Source organism: Bartonella sp. AA16NXGY (genome assembly GCF_042197325.1).
In the GTDB taxonomy this organism is placed as follows: Bacteria; Pseudomonadota; Alphaproteobacteria; order Rhizobiales; family Rhizobiaceae; genus Bartonella.
Window position 1 is genome coordinate 1 of record NZ_JBHIRR010000021.1, and the last position, 23,193, is coordinate 23,193.

Genomic DNA, 23,193 nt, shown 5'->3' on the forward strand with positions numbered 1-23,193 from the left:
TTGCTATAAACATATCATAAAAGAGAGAGTAAAATAAAAAAAAGCCGTGCCAAATGATATGACGCGGCTTTCAAATAACGATTATAATGATAAAAAATAATCATCCACAATGGAGTAATGAATGCATATATACAAAACGTATCATATTGCAAGTGCTCTATGAGAGATATGAAAACTTATCAAAAGAAACGTAAACGATGCGTATGATCTTTAATCACTCGTTGGAATTACAGAGCCTATAAACGCTTGTTATGGCTATCAAACAAATCAAAACGCTCGGTAGCTTTAACAATCCAATCAAAAGAACATGCATATTAAGTGAATATCTTATAACAAAAAGGTTTTTTACATTTACGAGCATTGGTTTTTAAAAGCAGCTTTTCATAAGATAAATAAACAAACGCTTTTATAAAATGTAAGGTTTTCAAGATTTTGCTCTGCTGTGAAATCTAGATCTTCGTTTTTCATAAATGAAACGTTCTTAAGAGCAAATGATAACTAAGTTATAACTGTAATAAAAAAAAGTTTTAACGTTTCTTATAAAGATCTCATTTTATGTTTCAAACGTTTAAACGTTCATTTAGTGAGGTTCTCATAAGCGTATTTGTACTTTTCATTAAAACCTAATTTCTTTAAATATTAGCCGGTCCATTTTTGGGGGCGTTATCTTAGAATAGAGCATTCTTTAAATATTACAGCTTTTGACTCAAAATTGAGTAAAAATCCATGTGAGATTACAATGGTTTTGAAGTTTTCTTGCTTGCGTTATATCATTAAAAAGCTTTCTCTTTCATAAAACATAACATTGTGATTTTCATTCTATAGTCATGATATTATATTTATGCTGATTACCTATCATTTTCTAAACTTTTAGAAAGCGCTTTAAAAGTGATCTTGTCTTTAAATCCTTTTATGCAATCTTTATAAATTAAACCTATAAGCTTATGACAGTTTCAAACGATTATTCGATTGAAGGTTTCGCTCAAAAAAGAGCAAAACTCATACCATTCTTTAAACGTATAATCGATAATTCCAAACGACTAAATTTTTAAACAATGTGATTTGTGCTGTGATAAAAACGTGTCATAAAATTTATAAACTGTTATAAATGATATCTGCTTTTCATTTCATTTGAATGCACACATGCGTTATAATATTTGTATCATGACTTGCTTTTTATGGTCTATTCATACATGGCAATCTTATATAAAAAAGGGTCAAATGGATCATGCATAAAAGTGTGGATTCTTAAGTGGATTCATATAAAATAATTGCATATAACACACTGAATTTATTATATTTTTATGGAATAAGCGTTTCCGGGGTCGAAGTGCTGAAACCGAGTCAGCCCCTTGCTTTTAGTGCTGAAAGCACTTGGACATAACAAGAGCCCTCGGAAATTCCGAGATATCCGCAAAAGCGGTTTTATTTCTAGTTTGAGTTTTTCGGGCTTCCAGACCCTATTTGATTGTCGCGTATACAACCAAAAACACAAGCCTCCTTCATAAGGCAATTACTTTCAATCGTCAATTGAAATTACAACAGTGTTTCTTGTTTGTTGTTTCAAGTTTTCACGTAATTAATGCGTATATTATACATAAAAATATTGCTTGAGATACTTTAGATACTTGTAAAAATTGTAAAGCGAAATTAAAGGGTGATGGCAAGGTAATGGGGTGATTTTCTCCTTTACGATTTTATGTTTTCTCCCCCAAATTAGGTTGCTTCTCCGTTTCAAAGATTACGCAAACAGATAAATATTCTTGTCCCGATATGGTATACATAAGATGATATAACTTGTCGTTTTTATTCATCTTAAATCGAGGTATCTCAAATATGTTGTTCGTAAATAGTATAAATTAAAGTCCATGAAATATAACAATCTTTATGTTTAATATAATAAATTTCATTTACCTGAGTTGGTTCAAAATGTTATTATAATTCTTGCTTTTAAGAAGTTCATAAGAGCCATTTTTATTCAGATGCTTGTGTGGTGCAAGCGAATGGTTTTGATTGCTTCAGTATGAACAGGCTGGAATGAGAGAATCTGATGATATTTTTGGCTTTTGTTACAAGGTGTAAAGCGATATAAATATCTTTATTGTAAAGTTCTTTTTTCAGAAATCGTAAATATTGAGATATCATATTGATAGAGACTTGATAACAGTGGGCTTGTAGAGGGAAATTGCATGAGGATTTTTTATTTTTTATGCGTTATTTCTTCATTGTTTTGCAAAGGGCGCGCTTCTGAGGCAAGCATAATGGGAACGCCATCACGAATAGGGTAGGCAAGTTTGGCTTTGAGAGAAATGAGCTCTTGTGTTTTTCGGTTGAAAGAGAGCGTGCCTTTCGTCATTGGGCAGACGAGCAATTCGAGCATTTTGGGATCTGTGGTCATTTTTTTCATGTTTGGACATTCATTAGTTTAAGCGGTAATCTGTTCCTGTTTGTTTCATGAGCGAGCGTTCTGTTAATGCAAGAAGAGTTTGGGCACGGCTTTCGATATCTGGAGCTTCAAGGAGAGCTTGTTTTTCTGCTGGTGTAAAGGGGATAAGAGCTGAAAAAGCATTAACCAATATAGGTGTAGGGGCTTCTATGATGCTGCTCCAATTATATTCCATTTCATGTATGGTTAGATATTTTTCTACAACGTCGAGTAAGTTCTCTCGGTTAATGCTTTCTTCAATATCAAATTCTTGCAAGTCTTTTATGTTTGATTGGATGAGAGCTGTTCGATAGGATTTTGTGTTTTTCAATTCTTGTTCTAAAGTGAAGCGGCAAACACCTTGTAAGATAATGAACAGTTGTCCGTTTCCTGTTTCACTGTAGTTTGTAATACGCCCTATACAGCCTGTTTTATAAAGTTGTGTAGAGAAGCGATCTGTATCCGATGAAAGTGGTTGAATAATGCCCAATAGACGATCAGTTACCATAACATTTTCAATCATTTCAAGTGATTCTGGTTCAAAAATATTGAGTGATAAAAAACCACCGGGTAGTAAGAGTGCACCTTCTAAAGGAAAAAGAGCAATTTGCTTTGGAAGATCATTTTCGCAATTGTAAGAGATATTACCAGCTTTCATGAGTATTTTGTCACCTTTGTTCGGTAGTTTTAGTCTGTAAATAGTCGCTATTTATGACACTATTGAGAAAGCAGAAAACCTACTTCTTGTGCATTAAAATCATACTTATAAAATATTTGAAGTCCTTATTCTCAAAAAGAATATGAAACCCTATCTTTAAGGTTGAACTGCGCGCGAAAGAATATTGCTTTGCGATCTTTTTAGTGTGTGACGTTTTGCATGATTTTCAAGAGGTATTTTTGTTTATAGCTTTTGATTTTTGTCTTAAATTTCCTAAAATGTGTTGCTTGCAATTTTTGTAAGGTTCAAAAGGGCACTATTATAAATCTTTTGAAGGAGCTTATGCAAGTTTTAAAATGAGAACATTTTCATCACTTTACTAATGACAGTGTGATGAAGATAGGCTATAGGTTTAAATATGCTGGAAAGAGCGTTATCGTTTCTTTCATTCTTTTGCGGGAGAGTGCAGATTGCAAATTTTCGCATTGCCGCCGAAGGGGAAATAGCCCATAATCTCTCAGGCTTTAAGGACCGTAAAAGGAAGAAGGCAGATCTGGAAAGTCGGGAGAACCCGCGCCGAAGGTGTAAGCGAAAAATCTTTTCGCGAGTCTCTCAGGTTGATGACAGAGGGGGCAGAGACGACCATATTCTGTGGGCGTTAGCGCAGCTTTGGAGTTATTATGGGCACAGCACAAGAAACATCTTTTTTAAAAACACTTCCTTTATATGATTTGCATGAAAACGCAGGAGCAAAATTTGGTGCTTTTGCGGGTTGGAACATGCCTTTAACTTATCCTCTTGGCGTTTTAAAAGAGCATCTTCATACGCGTGCACATGCAGGACTTTTTGATATTTCTCATATGAAATTGATTGCGGTTGAAGGGGCACAAGCTGTGGAATTTTTGTCCTATGCTTTTCCCATTGATGCAGCAGCTTTAAAGATTGGGCATTCACGGTATAATTATTTGCTTAATGAGCAGGCTGGTATTCTTGATGATCTTATCATTACCCGTTTGGAAGAGGGTCGTTTTATGTTGGTCGCCAATGCTGGGAATGCACAGGCTGATTTTTTAGAATTGGAAAAGCGTGCGGTTGATTTTGAATGTCAAGTGATTGCCCTTGAAAGGGTATTGCTTGCGCTTCAAGGTCCTGAAGCGGCAGCTGTTCTTGCTGATGCCGATTTACCAGGGAATGAATTGTTCTTTATGCAAGGATTCGAACCACAACAGGATTGGTTTATAACGCGTTCTGGTTATACGGGAGAGGATGGTTTTGAAATTGCTTTGCCTATAGGGCATGCGCATATGTTGGCTGAAAAATTGCTGAGTGATTCTCGTGTTGAGTGGATTGGACTTGCCGCACGCGATAGCTTGCGGTTGGAAGCGGGGCTGTGTTTGCATGGAAATGATATTACCCCTGATACGACACCTATTGATGCGGCTCTAACATGGGCTGTTCCTAAAAGTGTTCGAGAAAAAGCACAATTTTATGGTGCAAAGGCTTTTCTTGAAGCACTGCAAAAAGGACCGGCTCGTTGTCGTGTTGGATTAAAACCGCAAACGCGTCAACCTATTCGTGCCGGTGCGGTGCTTCTTGATGATCAAGGTAATGAGATTGGCATTGTAACATCAGGTGGTTTTGGTCCTTCTTTTGATGGTCCTGTCGCGATGGGTTACGTTCCTGTTGATTTTAAAGTTGAAGGGACACAAGTCTTTACAGAACTGCGAGGCAAAAAGATTGTATTATCAGTTCATTCTCTTCCCTTTGTTGAACAACGTTATTTTAAAGGATGATTTTTTATGTCTAAAACTTATTTTACACATGACCATGAATGGCTTAGCGTTGAAGGGCAAATGGTGACTGTTGGGGTTACGCATTATGCGCAAGAGCAATTAGGGGATTTGGTTTTTGTTGATTTACCACAAAGTGGAACAAAACTTTCCAAAGGAGAGGCGGCGGCTGTTGTAGAATCAGTGAAGGCGGCTTCAGATGTTTATGCTCCTCTTGATGGTGAAGTGGTCGAAATAAATGAAGCCTTGGCTGATAATCCTGAACTGGTAAACCAGAAACCCGAAACAGAAGGCTGGTTATGGAAAATGACATTGCAGGATGAGACACAACTGGAGGGGTTGTTAGATAAAGATGCTTATAAAGCTTTGATTGGATGAGTACCATGATCGAGCGTTCTTTTTCTTCTCGACATATTGGGCTGCGTCCTGATGAAACACAAAAAATGCTTGATGTTTTAGAGCTTGATTGTGTTGAGACACTTATTTCTCAAGCTGTTCCACACTCTATCCATTTGGGACGTTCACTGAATCTTCCAGAGGCTGCTAGTGAAGGACAAGCCTTGGAAGAACTCTCCAAGATGATGGAGCGTAACCATGTGCACAAAAGTTTTATTGGGCAAGGATATCATGGAACTTATGTGCCTCCGGTTATTTTACGAAATCTGTTTGAAAATCCTGCTTGGTATACTGCTTATACGCCTTATCAAGCAGAAATTAGCCAAGGTCGTTTAGAGCTTTTATTTTATTTTCAGACATTGGTTAGTGAACTAACAGGTTTGCCTGTTTCTGCTGCTTCCCTTCTTGATGAAGCAACTGCTTTAGCTGAAGCCAATGCCCTTGCTGTTCGCTTTTTCCGTGAGAAAAAAACAAAAATTTCTCTTCAGAGTCTTTTACATCCTCAGACTTTGAGTGTTGCGCAAACGCGTGCTGAAACACAAGGGATTCAGATTAGCCAAAATGGCGAAATTGATCCTGATACAGCGGCAATTGTTTTGTCTTGGCCAGATACAAAAGGCTCTTTTCATGATTACAGTGAGATCATAAAAGAGGCAAAGGAAAAGGGAGCTTTAGTTATCGTTGTAGCTGATCCTTTAGCGCTTACTCTTCAGGAGCCACCTGCTCAATGGGGGGCAGATATCGTTGTTGGCACTATGCAGCGTTATGGCGTTCCGATGGGATTTGGTGGTCCACATGCTGGTTACCTTGCTGTGAGTGATGCGTTAACGCGTCTTATTCCAGGGCGTATTGTTGGTCAATCCGTGGATACCAAAGGACGCGTTGGTTTTCGTTTAGCTTTGCAAACACGTGAACAACATATTCGGCGCGATAAAGCGACGTCAAATATTTGTACAGCGCAGGCTTTGTTGGCTAATATGGCAACCGCTTATGCTGTTTGGCATGGGCCAAAAGGCTTACAAGAAATTGCGCAGCGAATTCATCATTTAACATGTCGTTTTGTTGCTGGTTTAGAAGCAGCAGGGATTCATGTTGAAGGGAAAAGCTTTTTTGATTGTGTGAGTATTTCTGTTAAGGGAAAAGCGCGAGAAATTGCGCATCAAGCCAAAATAGGTGGGCGCCTTATTCGTGTTCTCGATGATGACACTATTGCAATCAATTTTGATGAATTATCAACAGAAGAAGATGCTGGTGCTTTAGCGCAGCTTTTGGGGGCACAACTCTTTGATAAGGTTTCTCCACGACTCTTTGGAAAAAAACGGGATGCTGCTTTTCTTTCTCAGCCTTTTTTTCATGCTGTTCATTCAGAGACAGATATGATGCGCTTTTTGCGTCGTTTAGCGGATAAGGATTTGGCGCTGGATCGCGCTATGATCCCTCTTGGTTCTTGTACAATGAAGCTTAATGCAGCTGCTGAATTGATGCCTGTGAGCTGGGCGAGCACGGCCAATATACACCCCTTTGTTTCACAAGAGGATGCAGCGGGTTATTTGGAGATGATCAACCAGTTAAATGCGTGGTTGTGTGAAATTACAGGATTTGCGCAAGTTTCTTTTCAGCCAAATTCTGGTGCTCAAGGTGAATATGCTGGGCTTTTGGCTATCCGACGATATTACCAATCACGAGGAGAACATCAACGTACAGTTTGTCTTATTCCTGCATCTGCGCATGGTACCAATCCAGCTTCGGCTCATATGGCAGGGATGGAAGTCGTTGTGGTAAAATGTTTAAGCGATGGTGATGTTGATGTAGACGATCTCAAGATGAAAGCGCAATTGCATAAAGATAAATTGGCTGCTCTTATGATTACTTATCCTTCAACCCATGGTGTTTACGAGGAAAGCATTAAGGAAATTTGTTCTATTATTCATGAAAATGGCGGACAAGTTTATTTTGATGGTGCTAATCTCAATGCCCTTGTGGGGCTTGCTCGTCCTGCGGATATTGGCGCTGATGTTTGTCATATGAATCTTCATAAAACATTTGCTATTCCTCATGGTGGTGGTGGTCCTGGTATGGGACCAATTGGAGTTGCAGTGCATCTCAAACCATTCTTACCAGGTCATGAACAGGATGGGACAACACATGCGGTTTCTGCTGCTCCTTATGGAAGTGCGTCTATTCTTGCAATTACATGGATGTATATTCGAATGATGGGGGCTGATGGCTTAAAATATGCAACACAAATAGCCATTTTAAATGCCAATTATATTGCTGCACGTCTTTCAGCTGCTTATTCCATTCTTTATCGGGGCAAGCATGGACGTGTTGCTCACGAATGTATTGTGGATACACGCGTGTTGAAAGAGCAGTATGGGGTGAGTGTTGATGATATTGCAAAACGTCTCATTGATTATGGATTCCATGCGCCTACGATGTCGTTCCCTGTTCCGGGAACTTTAATGATTGAGCCAACGGAATCAGAACCAAAAGCAGAGATTGATCGTTTTTGTGATGCTTTACTCTCTATTGCTGAAGAAGCGAAAAAAGTTGGGAATGGGGTTTGGCCAAAAGACAATAATCCATTGGTGAATGCCCCTCATACAGTGGCTGATACTTTAGATGATGCTTGGGTACGACCCTATTCGCGACAAGAAGCTGCTTTTCCCAACAGTTCTCTTGATCCAGCCAATAAATATTGGCCTCCTGTATCGCGTATTGATAATGTTGCGGGAGACAGAATGCTCATTTGTTCGTGTCCACCATTGGGAAATACCTATTAAATAACAAATATATATTTAATTTGTTTATTTGCATGAACGAAAAAAGCCCACACATTTTGTGTGGGTTTTGTACTTGTTGATCATGTTACTATGGAATTATTTGTCTATTTTCTAGAATTTTGCATTGTTTTTTATAACATGAGCAAAATCGAAAAAGTCGACAAAAAGCTGTGTTTTGTCGGCAATAGGCATGCTCTCCTTTGCATTCTACCGTATGACATGGTTTTTGACTAGTCGGCATCGGTTTAGCCAGCTAATTCATGTAAACGAGAGTGAAAACCTATGAGGATAGGGGCACGTCTGTTGCATGTGTTGTGACATACTACTTCTCACTAAGGTGACGACGACGGGTTGTAGAAAGAATAAAATCAAATTTAATGTTTTTGATGATAAAGACACGCGAAACTCTGTTGTTGCATCTTTTCGAGTCAAGAATTGTCTAAATATTTCTCTTTAATCTGCTTTTTGTAAATATGACGAAAAAATATGTAAGAACACCTGTCAGAATGAGCAAACGCAAAGCCAAATGTATTATGTTTTTTTTACAAGGGGTCTTATAAAAGCCGGCACATCTTTCCACTTCATTGCAAGTCAGTTTGTGACTTTACGGCGCTGTTTTCCTAAGAGCTCGTGTGCTTTAGCTGTTGCCTGTAAATCAACATCCAAACTTAATGCAGCAACATGTCTTGAGCCAGAGATTGAGAAAAAAAGAGCTTTATGAGTAGTTCCTGCTTTTGTCTGTCAGATGAGGGCGGGGATTGCGTATTTCTGTTGACGTAATCTTTGAAACTGGAAGACAATCTTATTTTGGAAAATGTAAAGCCGTAAGGTGAAAATCAATCCTCAGTTTGTCATCTCCTCTTAATTCAGCTTTATGGCTTTCAAAAGCATTTAAAGCAATGTTTTTTAAATAATGGGGATTACACATTGCTCCATACTTTATATTTATTGTGTTCTTTAGTGGGGGAATGATCCTCATGTAAAACAGAACGCTCCAAAAAGAATATACTTGAGTTGTTAATTCACGTGTTTGTTTTAAAGAGACATTTCGCTCCTAATCCCATTTCGCGACGGCGCTTGTGAATGGTGTAAGGGTAAATCTATTGATCCCCCAATCTTTACGCTTCATAACGGAGTAAGCCGGCACTATCCATACACTTTGCCAGCGCCTAATGTTATAGCTCTTGGCACTATGGTTCATAAGAGGCATTATTCTTTTCTTAAATCATTTTTATCTACACATAGTCCAGCTTGTGGTATGCAAGCGAATGATTTTAATTGGGAAATTAATTTTAAAAACTTTGTAGTAGATTCTTTTTTGTCAATTTATGGGGAAAGGCTAAGTTTTTGTATTTTAGGTGAAAGCTACTTCCATAAAACAGTCCATCAACTTGTCTGTTTTGAGATTTCTGTGAATGTACGGTGGCTATGACCATTCTGTGTGGTTGATTGTTGTAAAATCTTTTGTAAAAGCCCCTCAATTTTCTAAAATGATGATTTTTATCAATTTATTTTTTTAAAGAGTTTTTATGTGTAAATGTATTTATAGCGGGAGCCAAGAGATGTTAGAATTTCATTGGGAAGGGTATCGGCATCTATAGATACTTTTTCAAGTGTTTGATGGGGACCAATGAGTTCTACCCAGTCACCAGTTTGAGGTTTTTGTTCAAGATCGGTCGTATCTACAATAATGGAATCCATAGAAACCCGCCCAACCATGGGAAGTTTGTGCCCGTTGAAATAAACAGTTCCTTTATTCGAAAGAGTACGGAGCCAGCCGTCTGCGTAGCCTATAGAAATGGTTGCAAGAGTGCTTGGTCTGTTGGTTATAAAGCTTTCTGCATAACCAACAGGTGCTCCTATATCAACAACGCGGCTTTGAATGACTTGGGCTTCAAGTTTTAAAACAGGTTTCAAAGGTGATGGGTGTTTTCCCCGCGGATCAACTCCGTAAAGTGCAATGCCTGGACGAACAAGATCAAAATAAAAATCTGATCCTAGAAAGATACCTCCAGAATTGGCAAAGGAAACTTTGCAAGCAGGCAATTGCGCAAGGATCGTTTTGAAAGAAGTCAATTGGGCATAATTTGATGGGTGGGTATCATCTTCTCCGTTAGAAAGATGACTAAGAATGTATTTTATTTCTGCTTTTTCGAAAATTGTAGGGTGTTTGATGAGTTTTTGTAATTCTTTTTGATCCAGTCCTAATCGGTTCATATGGGTATCGATTTGAACAATTGCTGGAAATTTTTTATCTTTTTTTTGACAAATTTTTTGCCAATTTTCAATGGCATTCCAAGAGTTTAGAACAGGAACAATACCAGATTGTGCGACAAACTCTTCTGCTAAGTGTGGAAGTCCATTCAGAATGGCAATTGTGACATTTGATGGTAAAATGCTTTTTAATTGGAGTGCTTCTCTGATTTGGGCGACAAAAAAAGTGCGACAACCAGCTTGGTAAAGGGCAGGAGCAATTTTGTGAGCTCCTAATCCATAGGCATTTGCTTTTACAACTGCTGAACATTGTGTTGGAGCTACACGTTTGGCTAAAGTAATATAATTGGCAACAATGGCACTGACATCGATGGTTGCTACAGCTGTATAGAGTGATGTATTTATTTCATCATTAACGGATTTGTTCATTTTAAAAGCTTATCTGTGTTCGTGAAATACGGAGTTTTTTTGGTTGTTTCATTGAGGTTCTTTACGATATAGGGGAAAGACACTATTTGCTATGGTCAAAATCATTAAGAAGCCTATGCTGCCATTAAAGTCGTTTTTTATGTAAAATGGTACTCTGGATATAAGAGATACTTTAGTTTTATTTGTGTTGTTATCAACATGGTATCTTCTAATGATTTGTAAAACATAGACTTTTTTACTTATTTTCCCTCGTTTAGGCATATAAAAAAATAAACATAGTTTATTGTATTGTATCATTTTGAAGAGTGCAATGTTAGACTATTATTGCTGGTGTGATTGTTGTGATTAAATATTGCATTGGCTTCTTATTTAGAGAAGGTAAAATGATTAAATTAACCACGTTAAGTCAATGTATTACAAGTTTTTTACCATGAGGGGGAAGATCACTCATCTGTGCAATTTTGGATGTCGTCTCATGCACTTAAAATTATTTTTATTGAATGGAAAACAGTGTGTAAACACTTTTTGATACATTAAAAACTGTTGATTTAGAAAACTCGTTGATTTGGATATTATTTGTTTTCAAGATGGATTGGGTATCCAGTATTTACTTTCTAGTCTTTGATTGGTTTTAAGTGAAATCAATTTTATCGCTTATAGAGCGCGCTAGACTCATTTATTTAATTTTGACATAAAAGTGTTAACCTTGAGGCTTTTGTGTTGAGAAAATTGTTGGCAGATGGTTGTGCAAGTACTATATCACGTCAAGGATTCGAAATTTAACGTTCAATAAAGATATGGGGAAGAGTATGAATACGTCTGCTACCAATGTTCCGTCAAGCATCAGCAGCGTTGCAAATTTTCCGATTCCTGAGAATGTGTTCGCCCTTACTGTCCAAGAGGTTTGTCACTATACAGATCGGTTATTTAAATTCCGTCTGAATCGTCCGGAAAGTTTTCGTTTTCGTTCGGGTGAGTTTGTTATGATCGGTTTGCCAAATGCAGAAAAGCCGATTTATCGCGCTTATTCGATTGCAAGTCCCTTTTGGGATGAACAGCTTGAGTTTTTTTCGATAAAAGTTCCAGGGGGACCTTTAACCGAGCATCTCCAAAAAATTAAAATTGGTGATACAGTTCTCATGCGTAAAAAATCTACAGGAACGCTGGTGCTTGATGCTCTTATTCCTGGAAAACGTCTTTATCTTCTTTCAACTGGGACGGGGATTGCTCCTTTTGCAAGCCTTATTCGTGATCCTGAAACTTATGAAAAATTTGCAGAAGTTGTCCTTATTCAAACAACGCGCGAAAAAAATGAGTTAATTTATGCAAAAGATCTTGTTTCCTCTTTGCAACAAGATCCACTCATTGGAGAGTATGCACAACAGTTGAGATTTTATCCTATGACTACTCGTGAAGCTTCTGAGCATATGGGTCGTATTACAACTGTGATGGAAAGTGGGGACTTTTTTGAAACAACAGGCCTTCCTAAGATTCATCCTGATGAGGATCGGGTGATGATTTGTGGTTCCATGGCTATGTTAAAAGATTGCGCAAGGATGTGTGAAAGCTTTGGTCTTGTTGAAGGGGCCAATAATGCTCCTGCTACTTATGTTGTAGAGCGCGCTTTTGTGGAGTAATGAGTGGGAAAGTTGATGCTTTATCTTCTTTCAAACCGGTACGTTTTTTTTTCTTTTGCAAGCTTTATTCGTGAGCCTGACATTTATGAAAAATTTTCAGAAGTTGTTCTTATTTAAATAACGCGCGAAAAGAATGAGTCAAATTGTGCAAAAGATCTTGTTTCCTTTTTGCAATAAGATCCACTCATTGTGGGGCATATGCACAACAGCTGAAATTTTATCCTATGACCACTCGTGAGCTTTCTGAGCATATGGGGCGTATTACGACTGTTATGGAGAGTGGTGCTTTTTTGAAACAAGCGGCTTTGAAACAATAGAACTCGCAAAATTCATCCTAATGAAGATCGGGTGATGATTTATGGTTTTATGACGATGTTAAAAGATTGCGCAAGGATGTGTGAAAGCTTTGGTCTTGTTGAAGGGGCTGATATTCTTGCACATTACATTATATTGTAGAAAGAGCTTTTTTCGAGGGAGAGGGAAGTTGTGATGCGGTATATGCTAATGCAGTAATCGAATCCCAATCACTTATTGCAATGAGTTTTTGGGGCGCTATCCAAGAACCTCCAACGCAGAAGACATTGGGCAGTTGGAGCCATTGTGTTGCACTTTTTTGTGTAATACCGCCTGTTGGGCAAAACCGGATATCAGAGAAGGGAGATGCTAAAGCTTCGATGAAGGAAATACCCCCAGTAGCTTCAGCAGGGAAAAATTTAAGATATGAATAGCCTTTGTTTAATGCTTGCATGAGTTCACTTGGGGTCATTGCACCGGGAAGAAGGGGAATTTCACTATTTTTTGCACAATTGATTAGTTCATTGGATAATCCGGGGCTTACAATAAACTTGGCTCCAGCTTGTTCGGCTTTTTCGTAATGTGTTGTGTTGAGAATTGTGCCGGCTCCAACAATTGCTTCAGGGACTTCTTGTGTAATTTTCTGAATTGCTTTGAGGGCATTTGGTGTTCGCAAGGTGATCTCAATTGTTTTTAATCCACCTTTGACAAGAGCGCGTGTTAAGGGTACAGCACTTTGTAGATTGTCAATGAGTAAAACAGGTATAACAGTTTGTCCTTGGAGATATAATAAAAGCTTTTCTCTTTTTTGGCACATGATATTTTTTCTTCTTGGAGATGATATTATTTGTATCGTTTGATTAAGCACAATATGTTAAAGAGTACATGAATAAATCTTGAAATTGAATGAAACGCGCGTTATGGCAAAACACATGGAAAAGAATTTTAAAGTTGCTGCACTTTATTGCTTTGCAGATTTGAAGCATTATCATCAATTACAAAAACCTTTGCAGGATTTATGTCAAGCAAAGGATATCAAAGGCACTCTGCTTTTAGCACAAGAGGGCATTAATGGAACAGTTGCTGGTTCTTGTGATGCGATTGAGGCATTGGTGGATTTTATTACGGCTGAGCCAGCGTTTCAAACGCCGGAAATTAAATATTCATGGGCATCAAAAATGCCTTTTCATCGCATGAAAGTGCGGTTGAAAAAAGAGATTGTGACGATGGGGGTTGAAGGGGTTGATCCGCTAAAAGTTGTTGGTACTTATGTCGATCCTGAAGATTGGAATGCTCTTATTCAAGATGAAGAGACAATTTTAATCGATACACGGAATGACTATGAATATGCGATAGGGAGTTTTCAAGGAGCGATTGATCCGCAGATTAAAACATTTCGCGAATTTCCTGAATGGGTGCGTAAACATGAGGCTGAGTTAAAGAAAAAAAAGAAAATTGCCATGTTTTGTACAGGTGGTATTCGGTGTGAAAAATCAACAGCTTATGTTCGTGATCTTGGTTATGAGCAAGTCTACCATCTAAAAGGAGGTATTCTAAAATATTTAGAAAAAATTCCAAAAGAGAAAAGTTTATGGTGGGGTGAGTGTTTTGTTTTTGATGAGCGTGTTTCTGTTCAACATGGTCTTGAAGAATGTGGACGCGAATTATGTCGCGCGTGTCGTTCTCCTCTTAATGCTGAAAGCAAATTATCGCCTCATTATGAGGAAGGTGTTTCCTGTGATGCTTGTTATAACACGCGTAGTGAAGCCGATAGAGAGCGCTTTCGTGAGCGCCATAGGCAATTTCAATTGTTGAAGTTGCGTGCAATTGATTCTCATCAAGGGACATAAGGATATCGCAGTGTAGGGCTTTAAATTGTAGCGTTTTTCTCTTAAATTTAAGAGAGAAGAGTTTTTTAATATTAGTAGAAAAATATTTTATAAGACCGGATATTATTCGGTCTTTTTGTTTATGTTAAATTATTTGACTTATAAGTAATCATTATAGATTGTTTACTTTCTTTGACTTTATAGGATTGAGTATTTCAAATACTTTTCATTTTAAAATAGAAAAGCCGTTCACCAACAGCGCAGAGGAGGGAGATTATAGTTTAAGAGAAAAGCGTATGAATAAGATGTGATTAAAAAGCAGATGCTAGGTGGAAAAATAAAATGATAATAGGAGTTTATGATTTCAGAATTTAATATAATACATTAATTTATAATGATAATTTATTATTCATTCGAATAAAAGAGTTCAATATTGTGAACTTTGTTGCTTTCAGATTAGATGAGAACGAATCGCGTAAAATTCATTCACTTGTACGTTGCAAATGGGAGCAACGTGTGGACAAAAATCATTTTAGATAAGGTGTTATGAAACATTTCAATGTAGGAGTTTCTGCAATATTGGGAGTTGGCAGATAGAATGGGAGCGTTTGTTTTTAATTTCATAAGTATAAAGAGGGTGAGATGTAGTTGATCTATATCATACAAGCTATATTATACGGGGAATTCTTCATGATATTTTGCTTAAGCGATGCTGTGAAATGAATGTGGAAGTAGGGATGTTTTTTAGGATGTAAATGAGAAAGATAATGGTGTTTTGTTGGGGGAAGGACACGTTATCTTTAAAGATTATGGTGCTTCAGTCGTTACTATCCTCAGTCTTCAATGTTGGTCATCTTTGCATTTGAGAGGATATATAAGAGGTACTCCTTTTTTCAATTGTTTTTTATTTGTGATGCGCAAAAGAATGATTTTAATTGATTCATTGTAAGAGGGTTGAAATAAGAGGATTTTATAATGGGATTTTTGTTTAAGGGTACAATAATAAATTATCATTATAAATTAATGTTTTGAGTAATTTATTTGCGTTATTTTCTGCTGCAGATATTAGGAGATAGAATAGGGTAAAGAAACGAGGGGCTTTAAACGCAAGACAGTGATTTATGTTGTACGGATAATGTAAGGGTGTGATCTCATGAAAGCGGATGGATGGCTTTGTCTGGGGGAGAGTGTTGTTTTTTCGCATCATTTTATCTTTAAGAATTAAAAAATGTTTAAAATTAAAAAAATGATTGAAATGAGAAAGAATTCGTTTTATAGGATGCCTTGCCCAAAGTCGCACGTGCCTGTGGGTGTCCGCTGGTTCTCAAATGGTGAGATTAACCGGTACGGTACCTGGAACTAACCGCTCCAGTCATTCTTACAGCCAATTGCAAGAATGAGGACATCTTGAAGCAACGACGGTGCGGGCCTTTCTGGTGTCTTCCAGCTTTTAAATGCTGGGATAACTATAGAGGCACACCTCATTGCCTTCAGTGCGGAAGTGGTTTTCTCAACTCCAATCAAAAAGGCATATAAAATAGAATAACGCGGTTTCGCGCTGTTCTTTCGCAGCATGCAATGCTAATTTCTGGTTTTTTGTAATCAGAATGGGGATGGTTGTTGTGTGTTTTTTGTCCTTTAGCTTTTGGCAGCTTTGGCTGTCTAAGCATAGAGTGGGGGAGCGTTCCCTCAAGGAGAATTGCAGATGGCAACGCAACGTATTCGCGATTTTCTTGCAACACATCGTTCTGAAGGTCCATGCTTAATTGTTGACCTTGATGTTGTTCGTGATAACTATTTAAATTTTGAAAAAGCTCTGCCGCAGTCTCGTATTTTTTACGCAATAAAGGCAAATCCAGCTCCTGAAATCTTGCGTTTGCTAAGTTCTTTAGGATCTTCTTTTGATGCGGCTTCTGTTGCAGAAATTGAAATGGCTTTAAAAGCAGGAGCAACGTCAGAGCGTATTTCTTTTGGAAATACGATTAAAAAAGAGCGTGATATTGCACGAGCATATGCATTGGGAGTTTCACTTTATGCTGTTGATTGTGTTGAAGAAGTGGAAAAAATTGCGCGTGTTGCTCCAGGAGCACGTGTTTTTTGCCGTGTTCTTACCGATGGCAAAGGTGCAGAGTGGCCATTGTCACGCAAATTTGGTTGTGTTCCAGATATGGCGGTTGATGTTCTAAGACGGGCACACCAATTGGGTTTGCAAGCCTATGGTGTTTCTTTTCATGTTGGATCTCAGCAGGTTGATTTGAGTGCGTGGGATCGTGCTTTATCGGATGCTTCTACAGTTTTTAAGCGTTTGGAACAAGAAGGCATTTCACTAAGGTTGGTGAATATGGGGGGCGGTTTTCCAACGCGTTATTTGAAAGATGTCCCTACAGAACAAGCTTATGGTACAGCAGTTTTTGATTCATTGAAAAAGCATTTTGGTAATCGTATCCCTGAGACGATTATTGAGCCAGGACGTGCGATGGTTGGCAATGCTGGTGTTATTCGTACAGAAGTTGTTCTAATATCTAAAAAAGCTGATAACGATAATGTACGATGGGTTTATCTTGATATTGGGAAATTTAATGGTCTTGCTGAGACTATGGATGAAGCCATTCGTTATCCTATTGAGACACCTCATGATGATAAGGTGATGGAGCCTTGTATTTTGGCTGGACCGACATGCGATTCGGCAGATGTTCTCTATGAAAAAACACCTTATCCGCTTCCTCTATCCCTAACGATAGGAGATGAAATATTGATTCATGGAACGGGTGCTTACACAACAACTTACGCATCGGTTGCTTTTAATGGTTTTGAGCCTTTACGATCATATGTGATCTGACATTTCCTTTTAACTATAGTTTTTTAGATTTTTTGCTATGCTCGTCATGGCGCTGTAAGAGGGCGGTTATAGAGATGAACATGATTAATTTTCAAACAAAAGATGGGGCATGTTTTACACTTTTATTGGAGCAAGAAGCCGATAAGCCTTATCGAGAAAATTTGCTTGATTCAATGATGGGGTATGGACGTAAACGTAAATCATCAGAGGTTTTACGTCGTGGTCGTTTGGCTGCTCAAGGGCTCTCTTTTGTGGTTAAAAATGTGCTTGGAGAGCTTGTGGGAAGTGTCCGTCTTTGGCATGTTTCTTTTTCTAAAGAAAAAAATGAAACACAACATGCTTTACTTTTAGGCCCCTTGGCTGTTGCGTCTGAATGTGCTGGTATGGGAATAGGATCAATTTTAGTCCGACATGCAATTGAAACAGCAAAAAAATTGGGATATGGCGCCATTTTGCTGGTAGGGGATTTTGAATTTTATCAACGTTTTGGCTTTTCAAATAGTTTAACAGAAAATTTGGCAATGCCTGGTCCTTACGAAAAACATCGCTTTCAAGCGTTGGAACTGATACCACATTATCTTTCTGGGTGTTATGGCACTTTGGTTCCTAGTGGAGAACGAGAAGTTTCAAATCGTTTTCAGCATCATAAAGTCGCTTGAAGATAGTGTTTATTTCGTTTTTCAGCAGCTGCCATTGAGAAGAGCATACCGTTTTGACAGTGCCAAGGTATTTAGCGGTACAAAGTTTTGGGGAGTTGTATTGCGATTTTATTATATGGCTTTTTCTTTATGGGGCTGGTTTCTTATTTTTGATAATTTCAGTTAAGTGAGTAAGAATATATTTTAAGCTCATTTTTTGAAATAGTGTCTTATTTTATAATACTGAAGGAACCGGATTTTTGAGTTGTCTTGTGTTCTTTTAAAGTCGCTATCATCATACAGTTTTCCAGTTTTCAATATCGTTGGTCGATCTTGCATCAAAATGGTTGGATATTTTACTTTTTTCTTAAACAGTTTTTATTTCTTTGCTTTTTATGTGCAAGGGAATGGTTTTGATTGATTCAATAGAGAGATATTTTGAGAAAATTTATACAATTTCAGCTCTTGTTGAAAGAGAAGGGGCTTAAGAAAGAAAAATATGTAGCAGTAGAATCAAAATTGTAAGTATCAGCTTTTTTTAAAGAGTGTAAAAAAATAAAATTACATGTTTAAAAGCAGCTTTTTTGAAAAAAATATATCATTACTTTTTTGCTATAAAGGTAAATCGTTTTGCAATTGGCATGAGAGTATCAAATATAAAATGATTTTCTCATGTAAAATTTTGCATTCAGAATCAAAAAAACGTTATCCTACACATTATAAGAGAAATATGTGCGTGAATAAAAATCACAAGAATCATAAATCTTTTATGAATATTCTTGTAAGAATCAAAAGAGTGAAGGGCACAGAATCTTAACAAAATAGTTTTTATGAGGATAGTAGCGTAAAAAGGGGAGATTTAATGTTTTTTACCCTATGGTGATAAATCAAAAATCTTATAGAAATGGCTGCTTTATCTTTATGGTGTGGAGCACTTTAGATAAGCTCTTTGTTTATTATCATCTAGAACAATTTTTGTATGCGAGAAGTTGTTTTTAAGTGCGGAAAGAGCCCGCATTAAAAGAATTTTTATCAGAAGAATCATTTAGAATCATATGTTTATTTATACTGTCTCTTGAGACAAGATAAAGTGCATAGGAAACGAGCAAAGTGATAAGGATAAAAAATATTTCTCAATTTTAATTAAGCTTAGTGATTTGGTGGTGAATCCATGAGAGGTGGTATTTTTTTGAGAAACATGGTCATAAATGTCAAAACACCAAAAATGATGGTTATGATAAAGAAAATATCACTAATAGCCATAATGGTTGCTTGTATGCGTACCATACCAAACAATTGAGAAAGAGCCAGAGTATAGGAATCAAAGGTTTCTGTTTTGAATAATACAGTAAGATTTGAAAGCATTTCAGTTGCTTGTCTGTTTGCGTAGTTAAGAGTTTCGGCTATTCGTTCATGATGGAAGTCTGTGCGTTTTGTTATGAGAGTGTTGATAATGGCAAGCCCTACAGCCCCACCTAGATTCCGGGTGAGATTAAAGAGTCCAGAAGCATTTTGCATCCGTTCTGGTGGGAGTGTTCCCAAGGCAATATTATTAATAGGAACCATACATAACATTACAGAAGCACCACGGAAAACTTGCGGCCAAAAAAGCTGCCAAAAATCCCAGTTATCTGTGATAGAGCTCGCCATCCAAATACCTATTGCAAAACCAAAAAGTCCTATTGCCATCATTAAACGTGCATCCATTCGTGCTGAAAGAAATCCAGCAAGCGGGGCAGTTAATAACATGACGAATCCTGAAAGAAACAATGTTTCTCCAATCATGAGGGCATCAAAGTGGCGGATTTGGCTTAAATAGACAGGATAAAGGTACGTGAGTCCATAAAGGCCTATTCCCAATGAAAAGGAAAAAATGGATGCAGCTGAAAAATTAAAATTAGAAAAAGTAGAGAGATCTACAATGGGTTCTTTTACTGTAAAAGCACGCCAGAAGAATAAGGCTGCAGCAAGAATCATGGTAATGAACAAATCCCGAATCAGCGTATCACTCAGCCAATCATGACGTGCTCCTTCTTCCAGAATATACTCTAAAGTTCCCAAGAAAGTAGCCATAGAAATGAATCCTAACCAATCAAACTTCTTCATTAAAGAGGGATCAGCTTTATCAAAATCAATTAATTTCCAAGCGAGAATTGAGATGATAATCCCGCAGGGTACATTGATGAGAAAGAGCCAATGCCATGATGAAAGATGACAAATATAGCCTCCCACGGTTGGACCAATGGTGGGGGCCAATGTTGCTACTAGTCCAACAATAGGGGTAACAATTGGGCGTTTGGAAGGAGGAAAAAGAACATAAGAGGCGACAAAAACGCTTGGGATAATTCCTCCACCAATAAAACCTTGTAGTGCGCGATACAAAATCATCTCTCCAATAGATGTTGCTGTTGCACAAAGAACAGAAGTAATCGTAAACCCGATCGCTGATATGGTGAAGAAAACACGTGTTGAAAGCAATCTTCCTAAAAATCCAGAAAGCGGCAACATGATGACTTCAGCGATGAGATAGGAGGTTTGAACCCATGAAATTTCTTCAGAGCTTGCTGTAAGACCCGCTTGAATTTCAGCTAAAGAAGAGGAAACGATTTGGATATCTAAGATTGCCATAAACATGCCAAAAGACATAGCAATAAAAACTACAATTTTGCGCATTCCTATGCGTTCTTGAGACTGTATGAGCTCTGGTATGGAAGATGTCATAGTAAGATCTTCTACTTTTTTTATAAGAGACTTTTATCTTGTGGCTTTGTACGTGTATCAATTTTCACTGAAACACTCATTCCTGCTCGGATATGTCCGGTTTTTAAAACTTCTTCTGGAATAGAAATACGTACGGGAATGCGCTGGACAATCTTTGTAAAGTTACCGGTAGCATTTTGTGGAGGCAGAAGAGAAAAAACAGCGCCTGTTGCGGGCGAAATAGAAAGCACTGTTCCTGTAAAAACATCATCTTCGAAGGCATCAACAGAAATATAAGCTTTTTGTCCGGTATGAATGTCTTGTAGCTGTGTTTCTTTATAGTTTGCTTCAATATAAAGTGCATGTATGGGGACTAACGCCGCAAGACGTTGGCCATTTACAACAAAATCTCCCGTTTTTGCTGTTAAATTTCCTATAACTCCATCAAATGGCGCTCGTATAATGGTCGAATCAAGATCACGTTGTGCTTTTTTACGCGAGAGCTCTAAACTCTTTGTTTCGCTTTCTGTTTCACTTCGTTGCGCTTCTAGCACTCGGATATTTGCACGTGCTGAAGCCATTTTTGCATCCGCTCTGTTAACATTCGCAATGGCTTGTTCATAAGCGGATTTGGCATCATCAACATTGGATTGAGGAGCATAACGATTGGCTTTCAGTTCTGTTACACGTTTTAAGGTGAGTTGTGCATTGGTTGCTATGGCTGAAGCGGCTGCTTTTTGTGCTTTTGCATCATCTAAAGAACTACGAGCGGCTGTGATTTGCGCATCAATGCGTAGAAGTGTTTTTTTCTGTGTGTTAAGATGCGCTTCTGTTTGATCCAAGGCTATTTTATAATCACCATTGTCTAGGTAAAATAAAACATCGTCCTTTTTTACAACTTGGTTGGCTTTAATGGCAATTTTTTCAATATACCCATTTAATTTAGTCGCAATAGCGGCTATATCTCCTTGCACATAGGCATCTTCAGTGGACAGCATATAACGCCATTGCGTCGTCCACTTATAGCTAAACCAAAGTACAAAAAGCGCAAAGACGATAAGAAGAGCCTTGATTACTTTTTTTCGTTTCGTTTTATCGAGATTTTTTGTTGAAAAAATGGTCTCAGATACGGACATGATTTTATACTTTCAATATTTATGTTCTAACGAGTACAATAAGCCTCTCACTCTAGGGTAGGGTGATATATGCACGGACGATAAGAGCTTTTCCAACAATAAGGCGATCCCTGCTACATAATACTAAATATATAAACTTGCAAGTTAGAGATCTTATTTTCAAGTTAGATGTCTTATTTTATTGCGCATTTTTTACAAAGACCTCGTACTTCTAGGGTGCTTTTGTGTGCTTGGAAGCCAACCGCTTAAACCATCTGTTTTAAACTTGATACAATCGTTTGATTTTGTATTTCGTTGACTGTGCCACAGTTTAGGCATCTTCAGTGGACAGCATATAACACCATTGCGTCGTCCACTTATAGCTAAACCAAAGTACAAAAAGCGCAAAGACGATAAGAAGAGCCTTGATTACTTTTTTTCGTTTCGTTTTATCGAGATTTTTTGTTGAAAAAATGGTCTCAGATACGGACATGATTTTATACTTTCAATATTTATGTTCTAACGAGTACAATAAGCCTCTCACTCTAGGGTAGGGTGATATATGCACGGACGATAAGAGCTTTTCCAACAATAAGGCGATCCCTGCTACATAATACTAAATATATAAACTTGCAAGTTAGAGATCTTATTTTCAAGTTAGATGTCTTATTTTATTGCGCATTTTTTACAAAGACCTCGTACTTCTAGGGTGCTTTTGTGTGCTTGGAAGCCAACCGCTTGAACCATCTGTTTTAAACTTGATACAATCGTTTGATTTTGTATTTCGTTGACTGTGCCACAGTTTTCGCAAATTATAAACGTTGTAAGTTCATGTTGACAGTTTTCAGGGTGTAAACAGACCATAAAGGCATTTACACTTTCAAGACGATGAATACACTTTAACTGTACGAGTTTTTCTAACGCACGATAAACTTGGAGAGGTGCGCGAAAACCTTCTTCGCGTAAGTTATTGAGAATCGCATAAGCACTTAAAGGCCCTTTTGCATTTTTTAAAGTATTTAAAACCAATGTTTGGTTACGCGTCAGTTTAGATGACATTGACATCTTCCTTTTGCTCCCATGGAAAAGCATAAAGCGTGTAAGATATTTATGCAATGGTGATTATAGAATATGTACTCTAATCTTTAGCCTTTTACATGACATCATTGCGATATGTAAGAAAAGTTGCAACCGTTGTGAGGGGAGGGGTATTATAATCTGAAAGCCGCTGCTATCCAGCAAGAAACTTTTATACGCTTCTTATTTTACCAATAATGTCTTGAAATAGGATTTTTTGTTACAATATTTTATTGGAAATGTTTGGGTTATTTTATTTAAAAAAAAATAAAAAATGATATTGACTCTTTGATTGAAAGAGTACTATATACGACGAGTAACGAGAGCGGTTTCTGCTTGCGATGGTTGGTTTTGCTCTTGTTTTATTGA

Annotated in this window: 14 protein-coding genes, 3 pseudogenes and 2 riboswitches; of the genes and pseudogenes, 8 read left to right on the forward strand and 9 right to left on the reverse strand. The window is 37.6% G+C overall.

The features are described from left to right. Window positions 1–2,200 precede the first annotated feature (2,200 nt). Window positions 2,201–2,407 (reverse strand): Trm112 family protein, encoded by a 207-nt coding sequence (locus tag ACFINK_RS08530; protein WP_273791466.1) that lies wholly within the window; start codon window positions 2,405–2,407, stop codon window positions 2,201–2,203. A 13-nt stretch (window positions 2,408–2,420) separates the two neighbouring features. Then, complete coding sequence (locus ACFINK_RS08535) at window positions 2,421–3,083, reverse strand: LON peptidase substrate-binding domain-containing protein (RefSeq protein WP_375610818.1); 663 nt, start codon at window positions 3,081–3,083, stop codon at window positions 2,421–2,423. A gap of 446 nt (window positions 3,084–3,529) precedes the next feature. Continuing rightward, a riboswitch (glycine riboswitch) is annotated at window positions 3,530–3,627 on the forward strand. Window position 3,628: 1 nt separating this feature from the next. Further along, a riboswitch (glycine riboswitch) is annotated at window positions 3,629–3,720 on the forward strand. 43 nt (window positions 3,721–3,763) lie between these two features. On the opposite strand from ACFINK_RS08535, the gene gcvT reads away from it, so the two are divergent. The 3 genes from gcvT to gcvP are packed head-to-tail and all read left to right on the forward strand — an operon-like array spanning window position 3,764 to window position 8,052. Beyond that, window positions 3,764–4,876: a glycine cleavage system aminomethyltransferase GcvT gene (gcvT, locus tag ACFINK_RS08540; protein ID WP_375638775.1), complete on the forward strand. Its 1,113-nt coding sequence runs from the start codon at window positions 3,764–3,766 to the stop codon at window positions 4,874–4,876. Between the two features lie 6 nt (window positions 4,877–4,882). Further along, on the forward strand, window positions 4,883–5,251 hold the full coding sequence (gene gcvH / locus ACFINK_RS08545) for a glycine cleavage system protein GcvH (protein ID WP_375638777.1): 369 nt from the start codon (window positions 4,883–4,885) through the stop codon (window positions 5,249–5,251). 5 nt (window positions 5,252–5,256) lie between these two features. Then, entirely contained in the window at window positions 5,257–8,052 is a 2,796-nt protein-coding gene (gene gcvP / locus ACFINK_RS08550; protein ID WP_375638782.1) for an aminomethyl-transferring glycine dehydrogenase, read from the forward strand. 1,527 nt (window positions 8,053–9,579) lie between these two features. Here the strand turns inward: gcvP and alr are convergent. Further along, on the reverse strand, window positions 9,580–10,695 hold the full coding sequence (gene alr, locus ACFINK_RS08555) for an alanine racemase (protein WP_375612295.1): 1,116 nt from the start codon (window positions 10,693–10,695) through the stop codon (window positions 9,580–9,582). Between the two features lie 809 nt (window positions 10,696–11,504). Between alr and ACFINK_RS08560 the strand changes: the two genes are divergently transcribed. Continuing rightward, complete coding sequence (locus ACFINK_RS08560) at window positions 11,505–12,332, forward strand: ferredoxin--NADP reductase (protein WP_375612296.1); 828 nt, start codon at window positions 11,505–11,507, stop codon at window positions 12,330–12,332. An 18-nt stretch (window positions 12,333–12,350) separates the two neighbouring features. Next, window positions 12,351–12,799, forward strand: a pseudogene (locus ACFINK_RS08565) (ferredoxin reductase domain-containing protein); the annotation flags it as partial. Here the strand turns inward: ACFINK_RS08565 and eda are convergent. Further along, window positions 12,778–13,443: a bifunctional 4-hydroxy-2-oxoglutarate aldolase/2-dehydro-3-deoxy-phosphogluconate aldolase gene (gene eda, locus ACFINK_RS08570; RefSeq protein ID WP_375638779.1), complete on the reverse strand. Its 666-nt coding sequence runs from the start codon at window positions 13,441–13,443 to the stop codon at window positions 12,778–12,780. The pseudogene ACFINK_RS08565 and the gene eda sit on opposite strands and share 22 nt — an antisense overlap. A gap of 115 nt (window positions 13,444–13,558) precedes the next feature. On the opposite strand from eda, the gene trhO reads away from it, so the two are divergent. The 3 genes from trhO (at window position 13,559) to ACFINK_RS08585 (ending at window position 17,953) form a co-directional block, all read left to right on the forward strand. Beyond that, on the forward strand, window positions 13,559–14,476 hold the full coding sequence (gene trhO, locus ACFINK_RS08575) for an oxygen-dependent tRNA uridine(34) hydroxylase TrhO (protein ID WP_375613636.1): 918 nt from the start codon (window positions 13,559–13,561) through the stop codon (window positions 14,474–14,476). A gap of 1,684 nt (window positions 14,477–16,160) precedes the next feature. Beyond that, on the forward strand, window positions 16,161–17,294 hold the full coding sequence (locus tag ACFINK_RS08580) for a type III PLP-dependent enzyme (protein ID WP_273791459.1): 1,134 nt from the start codon (window positions 16,161–16,163) through the stop codon (window positions 17,292–17,294). 74 nt (window positions 17,295–17,368) lie between these two features. Next, window positions 17,369–17,953 carry a GNAT family N-acetyltransferase gene (locus ACFINK_RS08585; protein WP_273791458.1) on the forward strand — a complete coding sequence of 195 codons (585 nt, stop codon included), beginning with the start codon at window positions 17,369–17,371 and terminating at the stop codon, window positions 17,951–17,953. 1,128 nt (window positions 17,954–19,081) lie between these two features. Here the strand turns inward: ACFINK_RS08585 and ACFINK_RS08590 are convergent. The 5 genes and pseudogenes from ACFINK_RS08590 to ACFINK_RS08610 all read right to left on the reverse strand — a co-directional run bounded on the left by ACFINK_RS08590 (window position 19,082) and on the right by ACFINK_RS08610 (window position 22,806). Then, complete coding sequence (locus tag ACFINK_RS08590) at window positions 19,082–20,653, reverse strand: DHA2 family efflux MFS transporter permease subunit (protein ID WP_273791457.1); 1,572 nt, start codon at window positions 20,651–20,653, stop codon at window positions 19,082–19,084. Between the two features lie 20 nt (window positions 20,654–20,673). Beyond that, a complete protein-coding gene (locus tag ACFINK_RS08595; RefSeq protein ID WP_375631506.1) occupies window positions 20,674–21,768 on the reverse strand; it encodes an HlyD family secretion protein in 1,095 nt (364 codons plus the stop codon). A 173-nt stretch (window positions 21,769–21,941) separates the two neighbouring features. Next, window positions 21,942–22,085, reverse strand: a pseudogene (locus ACFINK_RS08600) (transcriptional repressor); the annotation flags it as partial. Further along, window positions 22,082–22,240, reverse strand: a pseudogene (locus ACFINK_RS08605) (HlyD family secretion protein); the annotation flags it as partial. The pseudogenes ACFINK_RS08600 and ACFINK_RS08605, both read right to left, overlap by 4 nt. 173 nt (window positions 22,241–22,413) lie before the next feature. Then, window positions 22,414–22,806, reverse strand: coding sequence for a Fur family transcriptional regulator (locus tag ACFINK_RS08610; RefSeq protein WP_273791455.1), 393 nt, complete (start codon window positions 22,804–22,806; stop codon window positions 22,414–22,416). Between the last annotated feature and the right edge of the window lie 387 nt (window positions 22,807–23,193).

Coding starts and splice junctions, on each gene's coding strand:
- ACFINK_RS08530 (WP_273791466.1), bottom strand. CDS start 2,407: ATGAAAAAAATGACCACAGATCCCAAAATGCTCGAATTGCTCGTCTGC.
- ACFINK_RS08535 (WP_375610818.1), bottom strand. CDS start 3,083: ATGAAAGCTGGTAATATCTCTTACAATTGCGAAAATGATCTTCCAAAG.
- gcvT (WP_375638775.1), top strand. CDS start 3,764: ATGGGCACAGCACAAGAAACATCTTTTTTAAAAACACTTCCTTTATAT.
- gcvH (WP_375638777.1), top strand. CDS start 4,883: ATGTCTAAAACTTATTTTACACATGACCATGAATGGCTTAGCGTTGAA.
- gcvP (WP_375638782.1), top strand. CDS start 5,257: ATGATCGAGCGTTCTTTTTCTTCTCGACATATTGGGCTGCGTCCTGAT.
- alr (WP_375612295.1), bottom strand. CDS start 10,695: ATGAACAAATCCGTTAATGATGAAATAAATACATCACTCTATACAGCT.
- ACFINK_RS08560 (WP_375612296.1), top strand. CDS start 11,505: ATGAATACGTCTGCTACCAATGTTCCGTCAAGCATCAGCAGCGTTGCA.
- eda (WP_375638779.1), bottom strand. CDS start 13,443: ATGTGCCAAAAAAGAGAAAAGCTTTTATTATATCTCCAAGGACAAACT.
- trhO (WP_375613636.1), top strand. CDS start 13,559: ATGGAAAAGAATTTTAAAGTTGCTGCACTTTATTGCTTTGCAGATTTG.
- ACFINK_RS08580 (WP_273791459.1), top strand. CDS start 16,161: ATGGCAACGCAACGTATTCGCGATTTTCTTGCAACACATCGTTCTGAA.
- ACFINK_RS08585 (WP_273791458.1), top strand. CDS start 17,369: ATGAACATGATTAATTTTCAAACAAAAGATGGGGCATGTTTTACACTT.
- ACFINK_RS08590 (WP_273791457.1), bottom strand. CDS start 20,653: ATGACATCTTCCATACCAGAGCTCATACAGTCTCAAGAACGCATAGGA.
- ACFINK_RS08595 (WP_375631506.1), bottom strand. CDS start 21,768: ATGTCCGTATCTGAGACCATTTTTTCAACAAAAAATCTCGATAAAACG.
- ACFINK_RS08610 (WP_273791455.1), bottom strand. CDS start 22,806: ATGTCATCTAAACTGACGCGTAACCAAACATTGGTTTTAAATACTTTA.